The organism is Agromyces protaetiae (assembly GCF_030866785.1).
Classification (GTDB): domain Bacteria; phylum Actinomycetota; class Actinomycetes; order Actinomycetales; family Microbacteriaceae; genus Agromyces; species Agromyces silvae.
In genome coordinates, this window is sequence record NZ_CP133018.1 from 1,205,401 (window position 1) to 1,225,989 (window position 20,589).

Consider the following 20,589-nt stretch of genomic DNA (forward strand, 5'->3'; position numbering starts at 1 on the left):
CGTTCAGGTATGCCAGAGGCCGAGCGCGGCTCCCAGGGCACCGATCCACAGAAGTCCGATCCCGCTCGAGACCAGCACCAGGACGACGCCCGCCAGGTATCGTCCTACCGCGGAGTAGGAACCGCCCCGATCTTCGATGATCTGGCCCGCGACCTGCTCGAACGGTCGCTCGTGCCACCTCCCCGTGCCCAGAACGAGGAGGACGCGGAATCGTCGGTCGCGAAGCGCGAGCACGAACGTCGAGTACCCGCGCCCCGGCAGGGTGACTCGAACCGCCCGAATGGATGCGATCTCAACGCGACGTCGGCCGAGAGCGGTTTTGCCCGCGAGCATGCGCCCGTCCGAATCCACCAGTGCCAGCGAGCTCACCGGCAAGAGGAGGAATGGCCAGGCGACTCCAAGGGCAACGAGGAACACGATGGTCACGTTGACGATCCAGTGTGATGGCAGGCCTGCCACCTGAGGGGATCCAGTCCAGACATCGTTCGTGAACCAGCACACCGCGGTGACGAGGAGGAACATCGCGAGGAATGTGCGCCCGACCACGAGGAGGACTCGTGCGATCTTCGTTCGCTTCGGCGGGAACGACGTCGGCGAGGTATCGGTCTCGGCGCCGGTTGTGTTGTGTCGAATCGGAGGCACGGCGAAAGGTCCCGGTCAGTCCGGGAGCGAGCTCGGACGGATGCTCGTCCGACTACCGACGAGATCGGTGTGGCCCCGTGGCTCGTTGTCCCGGCCGAGGGAGTCCATCTGATTGCGCACAGTCGGATCGTAGCGCGGGGGCGTCTGACCGTGCGCGGGACCGGATCTGACCGGGCATATGCGAGATTGGGCTGGTGCTCGCGCAGAGGTTTGGCAACTTCGAAGCTGTTGACGACGCGATCGATGACCTGGCGGAACGCGAATCGAACAGTGGTGATTCGCAGATTCCACTCGCGCGTCGGGCCTTGACTGAGAAGGTGCGTCGCATTGAGCAGGCCATCGGCGAAGGCATTAGCGAACATCGAATCCATGATCATGATTCACGACTGCATAATCCGCGGATCGTGGACGTTGGCTCAGCGCGAGAACTGACGTCGGGTGAGTTTGTGATGCCCGTTCACAACGTAACGTCGTGGAGTTCCGCTTCAACGTGTGATCTCGTCCTCGTCCTCCGCGACGACCCGTTCGAAGGCGTCGGGAAGCCGGAACCGCTGCGGCATGCGCCCGCTGAGGCCTGGTCCCGGCGCATCGATGAGGCGAACCGTCTGGTCTATGTGGTGAACGACGCCCACCTCGTGGTGCTGCAGGCGCGCTACCGCTCGTGTCCGCGTCAGCGCCCCTGACGCTTCTTGTACGGCTTCGGCTGGCCTTTCACGATCGGGGCGCGGCCCTTGCCCTTCGAGGCCTTCGCCTTGCCGCCGGCCTTCGCGGCGGGTTTCTCGGCGGGAGGGGGCGCCGCGGCGATCTCCCGCCTGGCCTCCTCGAGGAAGAGTGTTCCGACCTTGGTCAGCCGGGTTTCGCCGTGCCGCGTGACGAGCGGTTGCCCGATCTCGGTCTCGAGTTTCTCGATCGACGAGTAGAGGGAGGCGAGCGGGATGCCGAGGGCCTCTGCCGCCCGCGGGAAGTGCAATTCCTCGGCGACCGCGACGAAACGTCGAAGCAGGGTGATGTTCACGGGGCGCCTTTCGTCGGTTCGCGCGCATTGCGGCCGGTCTTCAGGCTACGTGAGCCAGGACTTCGACGGCACGGGGATCGAGCTGGTGAATCCATGGGGCGGATGACCCGTGCGGGTCACCGGTCGGATGTACGACGTGAATCGACGCACGCCGACGGCCCGCCCGCGAACGTGCGAGCGGTTCTGGTCGGTTACCGTTGCGACGAGCGGTGAGCGAGGGAGGGCGTCATGTCGTCGAGGTTCAGGATCGTGTTCTCGGCCGCCCAGGGCGCTGCCGACCTGTGGACGTACGGCGAGGACGCCCTGGTGGGCCGTGCAGAAGCGCTCGCCGACGACGAGCTGCCGGCGTTGTGGGCCCTGGCGGGGAGCTACTTCTCGCCCACTGCGGATCTTCCGCTGCACAGCAGCCTCTGGGCCGACAAAGCCCGCGCATTCGCGCTGATCACCTACTTCGAAGGTGCGCTTCGACCGCTCGCGAGAGAACGACGTCGACCGCGGAGCCGGATGCCGTCGCACCTCGCGAACGCCCAGCCCGTCCCGTCGACCTCCGAATGGATCGCACGAGCGCACGGGGCGTGATCACGACGCGACGGATGCTCCGGACAGGACGAGCGCCGGACACACCGCTCGTATCCCCGGCCTGCTCGGCCGCGACGCGGCCGAGGAAGCGTCCCGACGAGCGTCGCGGCCGGCGGTCGCCTGGTCCACCGGAGGCGGCCGCGGAACGGCGCCTGGCCGGGATGACCCGCCGCGACTCGCACCCGGCACGGAGACGGCCCTACACTTCGAGGTGCGAGTGCCCGCGTCGAGGGCGCGGCCGGTCGGCCGTTCTCGCGCTGGATGGGGGACGGGATGCGTCGGGGGACACCGCTGATCGCTGGAGTGGTCGCGCTCGCGATCGTGCTCGCCGGGGGACCCGCCGCGCACGCGGCCGTCGCAGAGGCGGGACCCGAACGCGCGGCTCGCGCCGCGCTGGGCGGCGGCGAAGCCACGGATGCTCCGGCGTCACCCTCGCCGGCACCGACCGAGTCGCCCGCTCCTGGCGAGTCATCCGCTCCTGGCGAGTCATCCGCGCCGGTCGAGACATCCGCTCCTGACGAGTCATCCGCGCCCGTCGAACCGACCGAACCGGTCGAAGCCACCAGGCCGCCTGCCGGGCCCGATGCGGTCCAGCCGCGGGCGCAGACCCAGGCCGGGCCCCAGGTCGAGCTGCAGGCGCAGACCGTGGTGACCCCGTTCCCGGGCGGCGCGCACCGGCTCGCGGGCGCCGACCGGTACGCCACCTCGGTGGAGATCTCGAAGCGGTTCGGCGCGAGCGTCCCGGTCGCCTACGTCGCGACCGGCGCGAACTTCCCGGATGCGCTCTCCGCAGCGGCGGCGGCGGCCAGCATCGGCGGGCCGCTCCTGCTCACGGGGCCCACGGCGTTGCCCGAGCTGGTCCGCGCCGAGCTCGTGCGGTTGAAGCCCACCGAGATCATCCTCGCCGGCGACGAGGCGAGTGTCGGCCCCGCCGTGTTCACCGCCCTCTCGGAGATCGCGCCGACCATCCGCCTCGGCGGTGCGAACCGGTTCGAGACCGCCGAGCTGCTGAACGCCGACGCGTTCCAGACCGCCGACCTGGCGTACATCGCCACCGGCTGGGGCTTCCCCGACGCGCTCGCGGCCTCAGCCGTGGCGGGCGCCCAGCGCGCACCCGTGTACCTCGTCGACGGGAACGCGGCGTCGGTGCGTGCCGAGACCCTCGCCGGACTGCACTCACTCGGCGTCAAGACCGTGCGGATCGCCGGCAGCACCCCCTCCGTGAGCGCCGGGATCGAGCAGCAGCTCGCGGCGTCGGGCTTCAGGGTGCACCGTGACGCCGGCGTCGACCGCTTCGAGACCGCGGTCGCGCTCAACGACGCCGTCTACGGCGGGCGCTCGAGCATCGAGCAGGTGTTCATCGCGACGGGCGTCGGATTCGCCGATGCGCTCGCGGGCGCGGCGCTCGCCGGGCGCCTCGGAGCGCCGCTGTACCTGGTCCGGCAGGAGTGCATGCCCGAGCCCGTCTCGAACTCGCTGCTGTCGCTCGCCGCCGACGCGCGCGTCGTCCTCGGCAGCACGCCCTCGGTCGGGCACGACGCCGCCAACGGCAGTCTCTGCATCTACTGGTCCAAGCCCGCGGACGGCCGGATCACCGACGTGTTCGGACCGCGAACGCCCATCTGCACGCCCGGCGGCTGCACCTCGTCGTTCCATCGCGGACTCGATCTCGGCACGGGCTGCGGCCGGCCCATCCGGGCCGCGTCCAGTGGTGGTGTGATCACCGCCGCCCCGGTCGGCACGTTCGGCAACTTCATCCGGGTCTCGCACGCCGGCGGCGTCGACACGGGCTACGCGCACCTGCAGAACGGCGGCATCCTCGTGAACGTCGGAGATTACGTGCGAGCCGGGCAGGTGATCGGCCTCTCGGGCGCGACCGGCGCGGCGACCGGGTGCCATCTGCACTTCGAGGTGTACGTCAACGGCACGCAGGTCGACCCCCTGCCGTTCATGGCGGCGCGCGGCATCGGGTTCTGAGCGGGAGCGGCCGGATCGGGCGGGCGTACCGCCGAGGCGCGATGTCGGTGGCCGGGTGCAAGATAGGTGCATGCCGGAGCTTCCCGAGGTCGAGGCGCTCACGCGGTTCCTGCGTGAACGGGTCGTCGGTCATGCCATCGCATCGGTTCGGCTGGCGTCCATCTCCGCGCTGAAGACGTTCGATCCGCCGCTGTCCGCCCTCGAAGGCGCGACGGTAGAGACGGCCGAGCGTCATGGCAAGTTCGTCGACCTCGACGCCGGGGGCGTGCACCTCGTCTTCCACCTCGCCAGGGCCGGCTGGTTGCGCTGGTACGACGAGCTGCCGACGACGCCGGTCAAGCCGGGCAAATCGCCGCTCGCGATGCGGCTCCGGCTCGACGACGGCGCCGGCTTCGACCTCACCGAGGCCGGCACCAAGAAGTCCCTCGCCGTCTACGTGGTACGCGACGTCGCGCAGGTTCCGGGCATCGCGAGGCTGGGGCCCGACCCCACCGCGCCCGGCTTCACCCTCGACGACTTCGCGGGCGAACTCCGGGGGCGCCGCACGCAGATCAAGGGGGTGCTCCGCGATCAATCGATCTTCGCGGGCATCGGCAACGCGTACTCGGATGAGATCCTGCACGCCGCGCGCATGTCCCCGTACGCACTCGCCGCGAACCTCACCCCCGAGCAGGTCGAGACGCTCTACGCCGCGATGCGTGACACCCTCGCCGAGGCGGTCGCCGTGGCATCCGGCAAGCCGCCCGCCGACCTCAAAGACGCCAAGCGTCGCGGCATGCACGTGCACGGCCGCACCGGCGAGACCTGCCCCGTGTGCGGCGACACCGTCAGGCAGGTGATCTTCGCCGACTCGACGTTCCAGTACTGCCCGACCTGCCAGACGGGCGGTAAGCCGCTCGCCGACCGGCTGCGGTCGCGACTGGTCAAGTGAGTGCGCGGCCAGCGGGCTGAGTCCGGGCCGGTGCCGTGACCGGCGCCAGCACGCCGGGCGCACACGTCACGCGTGACGGCCGCGCGAGCCGTTCGCGTCGTTGGGTCCCCGGTGCTCGTCGACATCGCGGCGGACGTCGGATCCGCTGCGGTCGTCGACGTCCCGCCGGGTGTCGGCCGCCCGCGCGTCGTCCGTGACGTCAGGATCGACCTCGTCGGCCCGGCGCAGCCGGTCCTGCGTCTCCTGCTGCAGCCCGGCCGCCTGCGACTGCTTGGCCTCGCTCTCGCGCGCCAGCCGATCCGCTTCGAGCTTGGCCGCTCGCGCGTCCGCGTCGGCCTTCGCGGCGTCGGCCGAGGCCTGGGCGGCGGCGACGCTCTCGGCTTCCGCGCGGTCTTGCGTGCGCTGCGCCTCCGCCCGGATCTCCTGCGCTTTGCTCCGCTGCTGATTGGCCCGCGTCTCGCGTGCCTTCCGCGACATCATCGCCACGATGATCACGACGGCGATGACGACGACGACCGCGACGATGATCCAGATGAGTGTGCCGGTATCCACGATGATCCGCCTCCTCGAAATTCGGGTGACTCCAGTGGACCGCGATTCGGATGCCTCGGGCAACGGCTTGCGGATCGGTGCCGATTCGTGCTCGCGGCCGAGGCCGATGCGTCAGGTGGTCGCAGGTGCAGGGGCAGGTGCAGGCGGAGGCGGAGGATGGAGGAGCTATCCGCATGAGCAGGGCGCAGGTCGCAGGTGCATGGCGCAGGTCACACGTCGCGCAGGTCACAGGTCACAGGGCGCAGGACGCAGGTGCATGGCACAGGGCGTAGGGCCCAGGGCGCAGGTGCATGGCGCAGAGCGCAAGGTTGCACATCGCAGGTCGCAGGATGCGACCCCCGGAGCAGCCCGGAGGATCGGGTCGCAGGAGGCGACCCCTGGAACACACCGCAGTAGCATGACGAGGTGCACCCGACGAGGCGCCTGGAGCGACCGGAGATCGCAGCACGACTCCGCGCCTCGGGGTGCGTCTTCGCCGACGAGGAAGCCCGGTTGCTCGACGAGGCCGCTGATGACGCGCAGACGCTGGTCGACCTCGTCGAACGGCGTGCGGCCGGCGAACCCCTCGAGCCGTTGCTCGGCTGGGTCGACTTCGCGGGTCTTCGGCTCCGGGTGGGGCCCGGCGTGTTCGTCCCCCGGCAGCGCACCTCGGTGCTCGCGATGGAAGCGGGTCGGCTCGCCTCGTCGAAGTCGGCACCGGTCGTCGTGGACCTCTGCTGCGGTGTCGGCGCGATCGCCGCCGTCATCGGGGCCACGGGAGCACCGCATCGGCTCGTGGCGGCGGATCTGGACCCCGCGGCGGTCGAGCTCGCCGCGCAGAATCTCGCCGCGTACGACGGCGAGGCCTACGTGGGCGACCTGTACGACGCGCTCCCACGTGCCCTCGAAGGCAGGGTCGACGTGCTCGCGGTCAACGCGCCCTACGTGCCCAGCGCCGAGATCGGGGGGATGCCGCGCGAAGCGCGGGAGTACGAGCCCCGGCATGCCCTCGACGGCGGCGCCGACGGGCTCGAGCTCCACCGGCGCGTAGCCGGCGCGGCGCGGGACTGGCTCGCCCCCGGTGGTCACCTGCTCATCGAGTCGAGCACGGCCCAGGCCGAGTGCACCGAGCAGCTCGTGCGCGCGATCGGCCTCAGCACGCGCATCGTCTCCGACGACGAGCTCGGCGCGACGGTCGTGATCGGGGTGGCGCCGGCCTGATGCCCGCGCTGACGCGCATCACTCGTCGCCGGACCTGGCTGCGCGCAGGATGGCCATCACCTCGTCGTCCGTGGTCTGCGCGAAGTCGACGTAGTGCATCCCGACCGCCATGAAGCTTCGCGGCGCCCGGAGCGCGACGACCTCATCGGCCTCGTGGAAGGAGGCGATCACGTCGGGCGCGGCGACGGGCGTTGCGAGGACCACCCGGACTGCACCGAGCTCGCGGGCCATCGCGCAGGCCACGCGTGCCGTGGCGCCGGTCGCCACGCCGTCGTCGACCACGACGGCCGTGCGACCCGCGAGGTCGATGGGCGCAGCTCCGCCACGGAACCGGGCGACCCGGGCCTCGACCTCCGCGCGCTCGCGGCGCTCGAGCGCGCGGGCCTCGCGCTCGTCGATCCGCGTTCGGCTGCGGACGTCGTCGTTCCAGACGACGGCTCCGCGCTCGCCGACCGCGCCCATCGCCACCTCGCGCTGCCAGGGCACCCCGATCTTGCGGACGACGAGCACGTCGAGCGGTGCGTCGAGGGCACGCGCGACCTCGTCGGCGACCGGGACGCCACCGCGGGGAAGCCCGAGCACGATCGGGCGGTCGAGCAGGCGCGAGCGGAGCTCGAGCCCCAGCCGCCGACCCGCATCGCGCCGGTCGGCGAAGCGTTCGATCGGCACTATCGGTCACCTCACTCCAGGTCGTCGTACGGCCTCGCTACCTCGGTGGAACGCTGCTCGTCAAGCCCTAACTTTCGGCGCAGTCGAGCCGCTACCGTGACTGTCGGAACGGGAATTCCAATCGTGAATCGGCCACTGACGGTACGGGGGTGCGGGACGTCGCCGAGGAACGACAAGCCGGAGAGGGGCCGGCTCGGGCGGGCGGTGCTGGGGGCACCGCCCGCCACTTCTTTGCCCGCGAGGGTGCGCGCCCCAACGCGACACGGGCCCGCGGTGTGACACGAATGGCGCGAGCGGCCGCGCGGTGGCGACCGTCTGTGCGACACGGGGCCGCGGCGTGGCGCGAGTGCCCCGATCAGCGGCTCAGTGTGGGGTGGGCGCACCCTCGGGCAGGTCGGCCGGCCTCCGGATGAAGAGCGCGCCGACGATCGCGCCGAGCGAGACGATCGCGCCGACGAGGAACGCCGCGCGGATGCCCTGCGCCTGCGCGGCGATCTCAGCCGCTCCGGCCGCGGCGGCCGCGGTCTGGCTGCCGGCCATGACCGCGATGAACAGGGCGGTGCCGGTCGCGCCGGCGACCTGCTGCACGGTGCCGATGATCGCCGAGCCGTGCGAGTAGAAGCGCGGCTGCACCGACCCGAGGGCCGACGTGAACAGCGGCGTGAACATGAATGCGAGCGCCGCCGACATCGCGAGATGCATCAGCAGCACGAGCCACACCGGCGTCGTCTCGCCCAGCATCGTGAACGACCACAGGGCGCCGCTCAGCACGATGCTCGCGGGCACGAGCAGCGGAGTCGGTCCGAACCGGTCGTACAGCCGGCCGACGACGGGACCGAGCAGCCCCATGAGCAGCCCACCCGGGAGCAGCAGCAGCCCGGTCTCCAGCGGGTCGAGCAGCAGCACGCGCTGGAGGTAGTACGGCAGCACGATGATGGTGCCGAACAGCGACGCCATGAGCACGATCATGAGCGCGACGGAGATGCTGAAGTTGCGCGACCGGAACGTCCGCAGATCGAGCAGGGCACGGTCGTGGCGCTGCAGTGCGATCTGCCGCCAGATGAACGCGGCGATACCGGCGACGCCGACCCCGAACGCGATCCAGATGACGGCCGTCGGCGTGGCCGCGGCGTCGGCCGCCGCGGACCCGTGTCCGCCGCCTTCGCCGCCGAGCTGGCTGAGCCCGTACACGAGCCCGCCGAAGCCGAACGCCGAGAGCACGACGGAGAACAGGTCGATCGGCAGGCGCCGCGGCTCGTTCACGGTCTCGACCTTGCGGATGCCGATGATGAGCATCGTGACGGCGATCGGCAGCACGAGCCAGAACATGAACCGCCACGAGGCGAGACTCAGGATGAGGCCCGAGATCGTGGGGCCGATGGCGGGGGCCACCGACATGACGATCGACACCCGGCCCATGAAGCGCCCGCGCTCTGCCGCGGGCACGACGGTCATCAGCGTCGTCATGAGCAGCGGCATCATGATCGCCGTGCCACTGGCCTGCACGACGCGTGCGGCGAGCAGCACTTCGAACCCCGGCGCCAGCGCCGCCAGCAGGGTTCCCGCCGAGAACAGGGTCATCGCGGTGATGAAGATCGGCCTGGTCGGGAACCGTTGCAGCAGGAACCCCGTGATCGGGATCACGACCGCCATCGTGAGCAGGAACGCCGTGGTGAGCCACTGCGCGGCCGTGACCGTGATGCCGAGGTCGTCGACCAGGTGGGGCACGGCGACGCCCATGATGGTCTCGTTCAGGAAGACCACGAAGGTCGAGGCGAGCAGCAGCCAGATGACGCGGGTGTTGGGGCGCGTCGTCGAGTCGTCGCGCCCAGCGGCCTCGCTGCGCGTCGGAGACGCTTCGAGCGGCTCAGCGCCGCCCGGCGCGTCGAGATCGGAAACGGCGCGTTCGGTCACGGGGGTCCTATCGATGGCGGCGCGAGGGCGCCGGGAAGTCACGGCATGTGGTTCAAACCTCGTCGGGACGACGGGCTATTCCCGAATCCGGCGATCGATAGGAACGTATGTTTCGTGACGTCGTGATCGAACGCGGAGCGGTTTACGGTGCGGGGGCCGGACCGTCGGTCGGCGTCGCCTCGGGAAGCCAGCCCTTCAGCAGCTCTTCCTCAGGGGCGAGCTCGTCTTCCTCGCGGCGCTCGGCGGCCGCGTCGTCGGCGTCGGACGTGTGGTTCGGCGTCTGGTCGGTCATACCGCCACGATACCGCGGACGGCCGACACGGCCCGGACCACTGCGTCCGCGGCCATGCGGATCTCGTCGTCGGTCGTCTCACGGCCTAGCGTGAACCGCACGGCGGTCTGCGCGAGGTCGGCCGGCACACCCATCGCGGTGAGCACGTGCGACGGCTCGTCACGTCCCACCGCGCACGCGGATCCGCTCGAGCTCAGCACGCCGTCACGTTCGAGCTCGAGCAGCACCGGCTCACCGGCCGCCCCGGGGAAGACGAACGACGCGGTCCCGGGCAGACGAGACTGCGGATCGCCGGTGAGCCGGGCGCCCGGCACCTCGCGGAGCACGTGGGCCACGAGCTCACGCCCGAGCGCGCCGACCCGCTCCGACGCCTCGGCTCGTTCGGCCTCGGCGAGTTGCAGTGCCGTCGCGAACGCGACGGCACCCGCGACGTTCTCGGTGCCCGAGCGCCGCCCGCGCTCCTGCCCGCCGCCGTGCAGCACCGGCTCGAGCGGCACGCGACCGCGCGCGACGAGCGCCCCGGTGCCCTTCGGTGCCCCGACCTTGTGGCCGGCGAGCGAGAGCGCGTCGACGCCGAGCTCGTCGAGCCCGAGCGGCAGCCAGCCTGCGGCCTGCACGGCATCGGTGTGCATGCGTGCGCCGACCTCGTGCGCGAGCTCCGCGAGCTCGGCGATCGGCTGCACCGTGCCGACCTCGTTGTTCGCGAGCTGCACCGACACCAGTGTCGTGTCGTCCCGCAGCACCCGGGCCAGCTCGTCGGCTGTCACGAGCCCGGTGTCGCCCACCGCCGCGAACGAGATCTCGAACCCGTGCAGCCGCTCGAGGTACGACGCCGTCTCGAGCACCGCCTCGTGCTCCACGGGCGAGATCACGATGTGCCGGCCGCGAGGCGTCGCGAGCGCGATGCCCTTGATTGCGAGGTTGTCGGCCTCGGTGCCGCCGCTGGTGAACACGACGTCCCCGGGTCTCGCCCCGGTCACCGTCGCGACGGTCTCCCGGGCCCAGGCCAGGGCGCGGGCGGCCTCGTCGCCCAGCCGGTGCCGGCTCGACGGGTTGCCGAACGCGCCGGTGAGGTAGGGCCACATCGCCTCGAGCGCCTCGCGGCGCACGGGCGAGGTCGCGGCGTGATCGAGGAAGATCACGGTGTGCCTCCGCCCGCGCCCCCGCCCTCGATCACGACGTCGAGCCCGAGATCGAGCGAGCGCACCGAGTGGGTGAGCGCGCCGACCGAGATCACGTCGACGCCGGTCGCTGCGATCGCGGCCACCGTCTCGAGGGAGACTCCTCCCGATGCCTCGACGACGGCACGGCCGCCGATGCGGGCGACGCCGTCGCGGAGTTCATCGAGCGTGAAGTTGTCGAGCATGATCGTGTCGGCACCGCCGGCGAGCACCGCGTCGAGCTGATCGAGCCGGTCGACCTCGACCTCGAGGTGCACGGTGTGCGGCAACCGGTCGCGGGCGTCGCGGAGCGCGGTGGCCAGGTCGGTGCCGCCGGCGGTCAGCACGGCGAGGTGGTTGTCCTTCGCCATGACCGCATCCGACAGCGATCGGCGGTGATTGCGGCCGCCTCCGTCGCGCACCGCCTGGCGCTCGAGGCTGCGCAGGCCCGGCGTGGTCTTTCGGGTGTCCACGACCCGCGCCCTCGTGCCGTCGACCGCGGCGACGTATCGTGCGGTCAGCGTCGCGATGCCCGACATACGCTGTACGAGGTTCAGCGCGACGCGCTCGGCGCGCAGGATGCCTCGCGCCGGACCCGCCACGCGCGCGAGCGCCGCGCCCGCCTCGAACCGATCGCCGTCGGCGGCGGCCGGTCGCACCTCGATGCGGTCGTCCACGAGCCGGAACGCGGCGGCGAACACGTCCACGCCCGAGAGCACGCCGGGTTCCCGTGCGACCAGGTCGGCGGTGGCGGTCGCCTCGGCCGGAATGAGGGTCTCGCCCGTGAGGTCGCCCCACGGCGCGTCCTCGTCGAGCGCGGCTCCGACGATCCGGTCGATCTCGCGGCGGTCGGTCATCAGGCGGCCTCCAGTTCGGGGTTCACGTTCGACGTGGGCGATTCGACCGCGTGCGGGGCGTCCGCGCGAGAGTGCGCGCCGACGCTCACGCGCCGGGCGCGCGCGGCCGCGACCGTGAGGCGTGCGAGGTCGAGCAGGTTGCGGTCTTCCGCGCTCGCGCGGTCGACCGGCTCGGCCGCGTGCCAGGCGTCGAGCAGCGCGGATGCCTCGGCCAGTCCGGTCTCGTCGCGCTCGACGCCGACCCGGCTCCACATAAGCTCCTGCAGCGCGGCGCGGCTGAACGGCGGGAGTCCGTCGGGTCGCGAGTCGTCGGCACTATCGAACGACACGCCGGGCGACGGGGTTCCGGGCGCGGCGTGGCGGGGCGTCGTCCCGACGACTCGCGACGCCGACCGAGCGCCGTCGAGCGAACGCGCCGCCCGATCGGCGAACACCGCAGCCTCGAGCAACGAGTTCGACGCGAGCCGGTTCGCGCCGTGCACGCCCGTGCGCGCGCACTCGCCGACGGCCAGCAGGCCGGGAAGGCTCGTGCGCGCGTCGAGGTCGGTCGCTATGCCGCCCATGGCGTAGTGCGCCGCGGGGGTGACGGGCACGGGCTCACGCGACCAGTCGAACCCCGCGTCGCGCAGCACCCGGTCGATGCCCGGGAATCGCCGCGCGAGTCGCCCCGTGCCCGAGCCGCGCGCGTCCCGCGCGGTGGCGTCCAAGGCCGTGGCGTCCAAGGCCGTGGCATCCGGGGGCGTGGCATCCAGCGCGGTGGCGTCCAAGAGCACGGGCGCGCCGCCCTGCTCGCGCATGCGCCGCCAGACGGCACGCGCCACCACGTCGCGGGGTGCGAGATCGCCGCGCGGATCGATCTCGAGCATGAATCGCTCGCCGCGCGCATCGCGCAGGACGGCCCCTTCGCCGCGCACGGCCTCGGAGATGAGCGGCGTGCCCGGCGCCGCGAGCGCCGTGGGATGGAACTGCGTGAACTCGAGATCGGCGACGACCGCTCCCGCGCGCCACGCAGCCGCGACGCCGTCGCCCGTCGCCACGGCCGGGTTCGTCGTATGCCGGTAGAGGCATCCGCTGCCGCCGGTCGCGAGCACGACCGTGTCCGCGCGCCGCTCCACCCGCTCGCCTGACGCCTCGAGCACGATGGCCCCGACCACCCGGACCCCCGAAACTCCGTGCTCCTGCCGACCTTCGGGGTCGATGTCGTGGGCCGGCTCGTCGGCGTCGTCGCGCTCGACGATGAGGTCGACGAGCATGGCGTCTTCCGTGATGCGCACGGCGCGGCGCCGCACGGTCGCCACGAGTGCGTGCTCGATCGCGGCACCCGTGGCATCGCCGCCCGCATGCAGGATGCGCGCTCGGGAATGCGCTGCCTCGAGGCCGCGCGCGAGCCCGGACTCACCGCCGTCGAACGCGACGCCGAATCGAATGAGGTCCCGCACGCGGGCCGGCCCCTCGGCGCACAGCACCCGCACGGCTTCGGGATCGGCGAGGCCGGCGCCCGCCTCGAGTGTGTCCGCGGCGTGCCGGTCGGCCGAGTCGTCGGGGAAGAGTGCCGCGGCGATGCCACCTTGCGCGTGGCGGGTGCTGCCCTCGCCGAGCGCGGTCTTGGTGACGACCTCGACCTCGTGCCCGGCGTCGGCCGCCTTCACCGCCGTCCACAGCCCGGCGATGCCGCCGCCGATCACCAGCACCCGGGACATCTCAGGCTCCCGGAACGGCTGCCGGAGGCTCGGCGGCCGCGGTGTTCACGACTGGCGGCTTCGCCGCCGCGGTGTTCACGACCGGCGGCTTCGCCGCCAGCATGCGCTCGAGTGCGAGCCGGGCCGGGTCGGCGACGTCTGCGGGCACGGTGATGCGATTGACGGTGCGCCCGGCGACGAGCTCCTCGAGCACCCAGGCGAGGTAGCCGGGGTGGATGCGGTACATCGTCGAGCACGGGCAGACCACCGGGTCGAGGCAGAAGATCGTGTGTTCGGGATGCTCCGCCGCGAGCCGCTGCACGAGATTGATCTCGGTGCCGATCGCGAACGTCGTGCCAGGCGGGGCCGCGGCGATCGCCTTCACGATGAAATCGGTCGACCCCGAGGCATCCGCCGCATCGACGACCGGAGCCGGGCACTCGGGGTGCACGATCACGCGCACGCCCGGGTGCTCGGCGCGCGCTTGCGCGATCTGGTCGACCGTGAAGCGGCGGTGCACCGAGCAGAACCCGTGCCAGAGGACGACCCGGGCGTCGGCCAGCGCCTCGGTGGTGTTGCCGCCGAGCGGTCGCCGGGGGTTCCACATCGGCATCTGCTCGAGCGGCACGCCCATGGCCTTGGCGGTGTTCCGGCCGAGGTGCTGGTCGGGGAAGAACAGCACCCGCTCGCCGCGTTCGAACGCCCACTCGAGCACGGTGCGGGCGTTGGACGATGTGCAGACGATGCCGCCGTGGCGGCCGACGAAGCCCTTCAATGCCGCCGACGAGTTCATGTAGGTGACCGGGATGATCGGCAGCCGGCCGTCGGCGCCGGGGGTGTCGAGGTCGCCGTAGACCTCGGTGAGCTGCTCCCAGCATTCCTCGACGCTCGACTCGTCGGCCATGTCGGCCATCGAGCAGCCGGCGGCGAGGTTCGGCAGGATCACGGCCTGCTCGGGGCGCGAGAGCAGGTCGGCGGTCTCGGCCATGAAGTGCACGCCGCAGAACACGATGGCCTCGGCGTCGGGCCGGGTGAGCGCGGCGTTCGCGAGCTGGAACGAGTCGCCGACGAAGTCGGCGTGCTGGACGACCTCGTCGCGCTGGTAGAAGTGCCCGAGCACGACGGCCCGGTCGCCGAGCGTGGCCTTGGCGGCGCGGATGCGGGCGTGCAGCTCGTCGTTGCCGGCCCGCCGGTACTCCTCGGGCAGTGCGCCCTGACGTGGTGCGCCGGTCGGGATGACATCGCCCTGGGACGCGCCGGGCCCGTAGCCGGACGGCCCGCTGTCGAACTCCCAGGGGCCGTCGGCGAGCTCGGGCGCGCACGTGTCGCCCTTCGACGCCCCGGTCGAGATGAGGCGGATGGTCCGGTCGACGGAGGCGACGAGCCTCGGGTCCCTGGCCGGGGGCGGCGCGATGGTCATGATGCGGGTCCTCTCGTCGGGAGCACGGCGGTCATCTGGGGTTCGGGAGCGAACCGGTACAGCGCGGGCGGGCGATGCCGCGTGCCGGCGCGGCGCTCGCCGGTGTCGACGAGCGTGCCGGATGCCTCGACGGTGCGCCGGAAGTTCGCGGGGTCGAGGCGTTTCCTGAGCACGACCTCGTGGACGGCGCGCAGCTCGGCGATCGTGAACGTCTCGCCGAGGAGCGCGTGCGCGATCCGGGAGTACTCGAGCTTCGTGCGGAGCCGCCACAGTGCGTAGTCGATGATCTGCCGGTGGTCGAAGGCGAGCTCGGGCAGCTCGTCTTCATCGAACCAGTGCACGTTCTCGTCGGCGACGGCACGCTCCACGTCGGCGGACTGCACGAGCGCCCAGTACACGACCGAGACCACGCGCTCGCCGGGGGAGCGGTCGACGGCGCCGAACGTGTAGAGCTGCTCGAGGTACTTCGGCGTCAGCCCCGTGGTCTCGCGCAGGGTGCGGCCGGCGGCCTGGTCGAGTCCCTCGTCGTGGGGGAGCCAGCCGCCTGGCAGTGCCCACCGGTCGAGGTCGGGCTCGCGGAGCCGGCGCACGAGCGGCAGCCGGAGGTTCGGCCGCGATCGCTCGTCGTCGGGGCTCAGCGCGAAGATCACCGTGGAGACCGCCAGGCGCGCGGCGGCGCCCGCGTCGCGGGGGACTCCTGCAGCCATCGTTCTGCGCCCTTCACCGGAGGTTCGGTCTGAGTTCAAGTCATCGTGACACGAACTCGCTGGACTCAGCTTACAGTCAATCTGACGCGAAGTGAAATCGCCCGGCTGTACGCATGTGGCGCCCGCGAGGGAGGCGCGCGACGCGGGTGGTCGGCTAGGATCGGCAGCACAATCGCACATCGGGCCATCGACGCATCGCGGGAGAGCCGGACGCCCTGGAGACCAGGGCACGCCGGCACCGAAGGAGCAAGCCTCCCCGCCAATCTCTCAGGTCACAGCTACCGCGATGACGAGGCCGCTCTGAAAAGTGGATCGAGCACTTCGCCTCGTCCCGCCCACGGTGAAAGCGCTCAGGCGCGAAGCTCTCAGGCCCATGACAGAGGGGGAGTTCTCACACGGCGTCAGCCGTTCGTCTCACACGACTCAGGAGAACTCGTGACTGCATCCGGCCCAACCACCGCACGGCTCAGCCCGCTCGACGAGGTGCACCGCGCCTCCGGCGCCTCCTTCACCGACTTCGCCGGCTGGCAGATGCCCGTCCGATACTCGTCGGACCTCGCCGAGCATCATGCGGTGCGCGAGCGGGCCGGGCTGTTCGACCTCTCGCACATGGGCGAGATCGTGGTGTTCGGTCCCGAGGCGGGTGCCGCGCTCGACGCCGCGCTCGCTGGCAAGCTGTCCGCGATCGCCGAGGGGCAGGCGAAGTACTCGCTGCTGCTGAACGCCGACGGCGGCATCGTCGACGACCTCGTCGTCTATCGCACGGGTCCTGACCGGTTCATGGTCGTCGCGAACGCGTCCAACCGCGAGGTGGTCGCCGCCGCGCTCCGCGAGCGCGCCGCGTCCTTCGACGTCGAGGTATTCGACGAGAGCGACGACGTCGCGCTCATCGCGCTGCAGGGCCCGGACGCCCTCGAGGTGCTCCAGGAGACGCCGGGCTTCGGCGTCGAGGGCCCCGGCAACGACGACGAGGACTTCGACGCGCGCATCGCCGACCTCAAGTACTACCGGGCCTTCGCCGCGACCTACGAGGACCAGCCGCTGCTCGTCGCCCGGACCGGCTACACGGGCGAGGACGGCTTCGAGCTGTACCTGGCGCCCGATCGCGCCCCGGGCCTCTGGCAGGCGCTGCGCGAGACCGGCGGCTCCCGCGTCGTCCCGTGCGGGCTCGCGAGTCGCGACACGCTCCGGCTCGAGGCGGGCATGCCGCTCTACGGTCAGGAGCTCACGACCGACACCCTCCCCGTCCAGGCCGGGCTCGGCCGCGTCGTCGCGCTGTCGAAGGACGGCGACTTCGTCGGCCGCGCGGCGGTCGAGCGCGGGCCGGGCGCCGAGGCGCCGGTCCTCGTCGGCCTGACCGCGGAGGGGCGTCGCGCCCCGCGCTCCGGCTACGAGGTCTACGACGGCGAAGGGGCGGATGCCACGCGCGTCGGCGCCGTCACGTCGGGGGCGCTCTCGCCGTCGCTCGGACACCCCGTCGCCATGGCGTACGTCGCGCCGGAGCTGGCCGTGGCCGGCTCCCGGCTCTTCGTCGACGTGCGTGGCACGCGCGTGCCGGCCACCGTCGTCGATCTGCCCTTCTACCGCCGCCCTGATTGATCCCATCGCTTGGCTGATCCATCGACCCTGGCCGACGGCGCACGCCCGCGGCCGATCCGAATCCCTGACCTACCGAGGAGCACCACCATGACCGATGTGACCACCCTGCAGTACACCGAAGAGCACGAGTGGGTGCTGGTCGACGGCGACACCGCCGTGATCGGCATCACCGACTACGCGGCCGAGAAGCTCGGCGACGTCGTCTACGTCGACCTGCCCGCGGCCGGCACCGCCGTCAGTGCCGGCACGGTCATCGGCGAGATCGAGTCGACGAAGTCCGTGGGCGAGCTGTTCGCACCCGTCGACGGCGAGGTCGTCGAGGCGAACCAGGCCGTGATCGACACGCCCGAGCTGGTGAACAGCGACCCGTTCGGCGAGGGCTGGCTGATCAAGGTCAAGGCGGCCGAGCTGCCCGCCATGCTCAGCCACGCCGAGTACCGCGCTCTGGTCGGCGAGTAAGGCCGCAGCACGACGATGAACCGCGCCTCTTCCGCCTTCGGCCCCGACGCCTTCGCCCGGCGCCACATCGGCACCGCCCCGGCCGACCAGCAGCGCATGCTCGACGAGCTCGGCTACGGATCGCTCGACGAGCTCATGCACGCCGCCGTCCCGGCCTCCATCCGCATCGGCGAGCAGCTGACCTCCGTGATCCCCGCCGCGGCCACCGAGCGCGAGGCGATCGCCGAGCTCCGCGCGCTCGCCGAGCAGAACGCGCCCCGCACCTCGATGATCGGCCTCGGCTACTTCGGCACGATCACACCCGCGGTCATCCAGCGGAACGTGCTCGAGAACCCGAGCTGGTACACGGCCTACACGCCGTACCAGCCCGAGATCTCGCAGGGCAGGCTCGAAGCGCTGATCAACTTCCAGACCATGGTCGAGGATCTCACCGGGCTGGACATCGCCAACGCGTCGATGCTCGACGAGAGCACCGCGGTCGTCGAGGGCATGCTGCTCGCGCGCCGCGCCTCGAAGTCCGCGTCGAACCGGTTCGTGGTCGACGCCGACGCGCTGCCGCAGACGCAGGCGCTGCTGGCCGCGCGGGCCGAAGCCGTCGGCATCGAGCTCGTCGTCGCCGATCTCGCCGGAGGCAAGGCCGACCACGGTGAGCACTTCGGGGTGTTCGTGCAGTACCCCGGGGCATCCGGCCGGGTCTGGAACCCCGCCGACGTCATCGCGGCGTCGAAGGCGCAGGGCGGTCTCGCGGTCGTCGCGGCCGACCTGCTCGCCCTCGCGCTGATCACGAGCCCCGGTGAGCTGGGCGCCGACGTCGCCGTCGGCACCTCGCAGCGGTTCGGTGTGCCCATGGGCTTCGGCGGTCCGCACGCCGGGTACATGGCGGTCCGCAAGGGCCTCGAACGGCAGCTGCCGGGCCGGCTCGTCGGCGTGTCCGTCGATGCATCCGGGCAGCCGGCCTACCGGCTGAGCCTGCAGGCGCGTGAGCAGCACATCCGGCGTGAGAAGGCGACGTCGAACATCTGTACCGCCCAGGTGCTGCTCGCCGTCATGGCCTCGATGTACGCGGTCTATCACGGGCCCCGAGGCATCCGGCACATCGCGACCGAGACCGCAGCGAAGGCGCGCCTGCTCGCGACCTGGCTCGAGGAGATCGGCCAGCGCCCCGCGCACGAGGCGTACTTCGACACCCTCAGCGTGCACGTACCCGGCCTGGCCGCGAACGTCGTCGCCCGGGCTCGCGAGCTCGGCGTGCACCTCTGGCAGGCCGACGAGGCCACCGTGCAGGTGTCCGTCGACGAGACCACGACCTGGCACGACCTGCATACGGTCGTGCGCGCCTTCGGCGGGCCCGAGTCGCGCGACGTCGGATTCGTCGGCGGCACCTTCGCCAACGCCATCCCCGAAGCGCTGCACCGCACCTCGGGATACCTCGAGCATCCGGTGTTCAACACGCACCAGTCCGAGACCCAGATGATGCGGTACCTGAAGACCCTCGCCGACCGCGACTACGCGCTCGACCGGGGCATGATCCCGCTCGGGTCGTGCACCATGAAGCTCAACGCCGCGACCGAGATGCAGGCCGTCACCTGGCCGGAGTTCGCCGAGCTGCACCCGTTCGCCCCCGAGGCCGACGTCGTCGGCTCGCTCGGACTCATCGAACAGCTCGAGTCGTGGCTCGCGGAGGTGACCGGGTACGACACCGTCTCGCTGCAGCCCAACGCGGGCAGCCAGGGTGAGCTCGCGGGCCTGCTCGCCATTCGCGGCTACCACCGCGCCAACGGCGACACCGAGCGCGACGTGTGCCTGATCCCGTCGAGCGCGCACGGCACGAACGCGGCGTCGGCCGTGCTCGCAGGGCTACGCGTCGTGGTCGTCGCCACCGACGAGCTCGGCAACGTCGACCTCGACGACCTCAGGACCAAGATCGCCGAGCACGCCGACCGGCTCGCGGCGCTCATGATCACCTACCCGTCGACGCACGGCGTCTACGAGCACGACGTCACGCAGGTCACGCAGGCCGTGCACGACGCCGGCGGCCAGGTGTACGTCGACGGCGCGAACCTCAACGCGCTCCTCGGCTACGCCCGTTTCGGCGACTTCGGCGGCGACGTCTCGCACCTCAACCTGCACAAGACGTTCTGCATCCCGCACGGCGGCGGCGGACCCGGCGTCGGGCCGGTCGCGGCGAAGGCGCACCTCGCGCCGTACCTGCCCGGCCACCCGATGGCGCAGCGCGCCGACCACGCCGGAGGCTTCGTGCACGAGGGCGGGCCGGTCTCGGCAGCGCCCTACGGGAGCCCTTCGATCCTGCCCATCTCGTGGGCCTACGTGCGCATGATGGGCGCCGAGGGCCTCAAACAGGCGACGGCCGCTGCGGTGCTCGCGGCGAACTACGTGGCCGCACGCCTGCGCGAGCACTACCCGGTGCTGTACACGGGCGACCACGGACTCGTCGCGCACGAGTGCATCCTCGATCTGCGGCCGCTCACCGCCGCGACCGGCGTGACCGTCGACGATGTGGCCAAGCGGCTCGTCGACTACGGCTTCCACGCGCCGACGATGTCGTTCCCGGTCGCCGGCACGCTCATGGTCGAGCCGACCGAGTCGGAAGACCTCGCGGAGCTCGAGCGGTTCATCGAGGCCATGATCCGGATCAAGGAGGAGGCCGACGCCGTGGCGGCGGGAAAGTGGCCGGCCGAGGACAACCCGCTGCGGAACGCCCCGCACACGGCCGAGTCGGTCATCGCGGGCGAGTGGACGCATCCGTACACGCGCGAGCAGGCGGTGTACCCGGTGCGCTCGCTCGTGCGCGGCAAGTACTGGCCGCCGGTGCGCCGGATCGACCAGGCCTACGGCGACCGCAACCTGGTCTGCGCGTGCCCGCCGATCGAGGCGTTCGCGTAACCCATCCGCACTCGCGTCGCGATCCGCGGGCGT

General features: G+C 71.7%; 19 protein-coding genes and 1 riboswitch. Of the genes, 8 read left to right on the plus strand and 11 right to left on the minus strand.

What is annotated here, in order from left to right:
* Positions 1-3: 3 nt before the first annotated feature.
* Positions 4-522: a hypothetical protein gene (locus QU602_RS05640; RefSeq protein WP_308799251.1), complete on the minus strand. Its 519-nt coding sequence runs from the start codon at positions 520-522 to the stop codon at positions 4-6.
* A 314-nt stretch (positions 523-836) separates the two neighbouring features.
* Between QU602_RS05640 and QU602_RS05645 the strand changes: the two genes are divergently transcribed.
* The gene (locus QU602_RS05645; RefSeq protein WP_308799252.1) at positions 837-1,325 is read left to right on the plus strand and encodes a Txe/YoeB family addiction module toxin; all 489 of its coding nucleotides are present in this window, start codon (positions 837-839) and stop codon (positions 1,323-1,325) included.
* On the opposite strand, the gene QU602_RS05650 is transcribed toward QU602_RS05645, so the two are convergent.
* Positions 1,313-1,657, minus strand: a complete 345-nt coding sequence (locus QU602_RS05650; RefSeq protein ID WP_308799254.1) for a LysR family transcriptional regulator — start codon at positions 1,655-1,657, stop codon at positions 1,313-1,315. The two genes, QU602_RS05645 and QU602_RS05650, sit on opposite strands and share 13 nt — an antisense overlap.
* 228 nt (positions 1,658-1,885) lie before the next feature.
* Here QU602_RS05650 and QU602_RS05655 point away from each other — a divergent pair, with 228 nt between their 5' ends.
* The 3 genes from QU602_RS05655 (at position 1,886) to QU602_RS05665 (ending at position 5,144) form a co-directional block, all read left to right on the plus strand.
* Complete coding sequence (locus QU602_RS05655) at positions 1,886-2,236, plus strand: hypothetical protein (RefSeq protein WP_308799255.1); 351 nt, start codon at positions 1,886-1,888, stop codon at positions 2,234-2,236.
* A 273-nt stretch (positions 2,237-2,509) separates the two neighbouring features.
* Positions 2,510-4,213 carry a cell wall-binding repeat-containing protein gene (locus tag QU602_RS05660; protein ID WP_308799257.1) on the plus strand — a complete coding sequence of 568 codons (1,704 nt, stop codon included), beginning with the start codon at positions 2,510-2,512 and terminating at the stop codon, positions 4,211-4,213.
* A 70-nt stretch (positions 4,214-4,283) separates the two neighbouring features.
* A complete protein-coding gene (locus QU602_RS05665; protein ID WP_308799259.1) occupies positions 4,284-5,144 on the plus strand; it encodes an Fpg/Nei family DNA glycosylase in 861 nt (286 codons plus the stop codon).
* A gap of 66 nt (positions 5,145-5,210) precedes the next feature.
* Here the strand turns inward: QU602_RS05665 and QU602_RS05670 are convergent, their stop codons facing one another.
* Positions 5,211-5,696: a hypothetical protein gene (locus QU602_RS05670; RefSeq protein WP_308799260.1), complete on the minus strand. Its 486-nt coding sequence runs from the start codon at positions 5,694-5,696 to the stop codon at positions 5,211-5,213.
* A 405-nt stretch (positions 5,697-6,101) separates the two neighbouring features.
* Between QU602_RS05670 and QU602_RS05675 the strand changes: the two genes are divergently transcribed.
* On the plus strand, positions 6,102-6,896 hold the full coding sequence (locus QU602_RS05675; RefSeq protein WP_308799261.1) for a putative protein N(5)-glutamine methyltransferase: 795 nt from the start codon (positions 6,102-6,104) through the stop codon (positions 6,894-6,896).
* 18 nt (positions 6,897-6,914) lie between these two features.
* Here the strand turns inward: QU602_RS05675 and QU602_RS05680 are convergent, their stop codons facing one another.
* The 8 genes from QU602_RS05680 to QU602_RS05715 form a co-directional block, all read right to left on the minus strand.
* Complete coding sequence (locus QU602_RS05680) at positions 6,915-7,565, minus strand: phosphoribosyltransferase (protein ID WP_308799262.1); 651 nt, start codon at positions 7,563-7,565, stop codon at positions 6,915-6,917.
* 363 nt (positions 7,566-7,928) lie between these two features.
* Positions 7,929-9,479 (minus strand): DHA2 family efflux MFS transporter permease subunit, encoded by a 1,551-nt coding sequence (locus QU602_RS05685; RefSeq protein WP_308799263.1) that lies wholly within the window; start codon positions 9,477-9,479, stop codon positions 7,929-7,931.
* A 142-nt stretch (positions 9,480-9,621) separates the two neighbouring features.
* Positions 9,622-9,771: a hypothetical protein gene (locus QU602_RS05690; protein ID WP_308799264.1), complete on the minus strand. Its 150-nt coding sequence runs from the start codon at positions 9,769-9,771 to the stop codon at positions 9,622-9,624.
* Positions 9,768-10,913, minus strand: a complete 1,146-nt coding sequence (locus tag QU602_RS05695) for a cysteine desulfurase family protein (RefSeq protein WP_308799265.1) — start codon at positions 10,911-10,913, stop codon at positions 9,768-9,770. The genes QU602_RS05690 and QU602_RS05695 overlap by 4 nt, the downstream gene beginning before the upstream one ends.
* Positions 10,910-11,788, minus strand: a complete 879-nt coding sequence (gene nadC / locus QU602_RS05700; protein WP_308799267.1) for a carboxylating nicotinate-nucleotide diphosphorylase — start codon at positions 11,786-11,788, stop codon at positions 10,910-10,912. The genes QU602_RS05695 and nadC overlap by 4 nt, the downstream gene beginning before the upstream one ends.
* On the minus strand, positions 11,788-13,488 hold the full coding sequence (gene nadB, locus QU602_RS05705; RefSeq protein WP_308799268.1) for an L-aspartate oxidase: 1,701 nt from the start codon (positions 13,486-13,488) through the stop codon (positions 11,788-11,790). The genes nadC and nadB overlap by 1 nt, the downstream gene beginning before the upstream one ends.
* A 1-nt stretch (position 13,489) precedes the next feature.
* Complete coding sequence (nadA, locus tag QU602_RS05710; RefSeq protein ID WP_308799269.1) at positions 13,490-14,887, minus strand: quinolinate synthase NadA; 1,398 nt, start codon at positions 14,885-14,887, stop codon at positions 13,490-13,492.
* Positions 14,884-15,594, minus strand: coding sequence for an NUDIX hydrolase (locus QU602_RS05715; RefSeq protein WP_308799271.1), 711 nt, complete (start codon positions 15,592-15,594; stop codon positions 14,884-14,886). Before QU602_RS05715 ends, nadA begins: the two co-directional genes overlap by 4 nt.
* A gap of 188 nt (positions 15,595-15,782) precedes the next feature.
* A riboswitch (glycine riboswitch) is annotated at positions 15,783-15,888 on the plus strand.
* Between the two features lie 141 nt (positions 15,889-16,029).
* On the opposite strand from QU602_RS05715, the gene gcvT reads away from it, so the two are divergent.
* From gcvT to gcvP, 3 genes are all read left to right on the plus strand, one after another.
* Complete coding sequence (gene gcvT / locus QU602_RS05720; protein WP_308799272.1) at positions 16,030-17,193, plus strand: glycine cleavage system aminomethyltransferase GcvT; 1,164 nt, start codon at positions 16,030-16,032, stop codon at positions 17,191-17,193.
* Between the two features lie 87 nt (positions 17,194-17,280).
* Entirely contained in the window at positions 17,281-17,652 is a 372-nt protein-coding gene (gcvH, locus tag QU602_RS05725) for a glycine cleavage system protein GcvH (protein ID WP_308799273.1), read from the plus strand.
* Between the two features lie 15 nt (positions 17,653-17,667).
* Positions 17,668-20,556 (plus strand): aminomethyl-transferring glycine dehydrogenase, encoded by a 2,889-nt coding sequence (gene gcvP / locus QU602_RS05730; protein ID WP_308799274.1) that lies wholly within the window; start codon positions 17,668-17,670, stop codon positions 20,554-20,556.
* Positions 20,557-20,589: the final 33 nt, after the last annotated feature.

Coding starts and splice junctions, on each gene's coding strand:
- QU602_RS05665 (WP_308799259.1), top strand. CDS start 4,284: ATGCCGGAGCTTCCCGAGGTCGAGGCGCTCACGCGGTTCCTGCGTGAA.
- QU602_RS05690 (WP_308799264.1), bottom strand. CDS start 9,771: ATGACCGACCAGACGCCGAACCACACGTCCGACGCCGACGACGCGGCC.
- nadB (WP_308799268.1), bottom strand. CDS start 13,488: ATGTCCCGGGTGCTGGTGATCGGCGGCGGCATCGCCGGGCTGTGGACG.
- QU602_RS05640 (WP_308799251.1), bottom strand. CDS start 522: ATGTTCCTCCTCGTCACCGCGGTGTGCTGGTTCACGAACGATGTCTGG.
- gcvH (WP_308799273.1), top strand. CDS start 17,281: ATGACCGATGTGACCACCCTGCAGTACACCGAAGAGCACGAGTGGGTG.
- nadC (WP_308799267.1), bottom strand. CDS start 11,788: ATGACCGACCGCCGCGAGATCGACCGGATCGTCGGAGCCGCGCTCGAC.
- QU602_RS05660 (WP_308799257.1), top strand. CDS start 2,510: ATGCGTCGGGGGACACCGCTGATCGCTGGAGTGGTCGCGCTCGCGATC.
- gcvP (WP_308799274.1), top strand. CDS start 17,668: ATGAACCGCGCCTCTTCCGCCTTCGGCCCCGACGCCTTCGCCCGGCGC.
- nadA (WP_308799269.1), bottom strand. CDS start 14,887: ATGACCATCGCGCCGCCCCCGGCCAGGGACCCGAGGCTCGTCGCCTCC.
- QU602_RS05655 (WP_308799255.1), top strand. CDS start 1,886: ATGTCGTCGAGGTTCAGGATCGTGTTCTCGGCCGCCCAGGGCGCTGCC.
- QU602_RS05715 (WP_308799271.1), bottom strand. CDS start 15,594: ATGGCTGCAGGAGTCCCCCGCGACGCGGGCGCCGCCGCGCGCCTGGCG.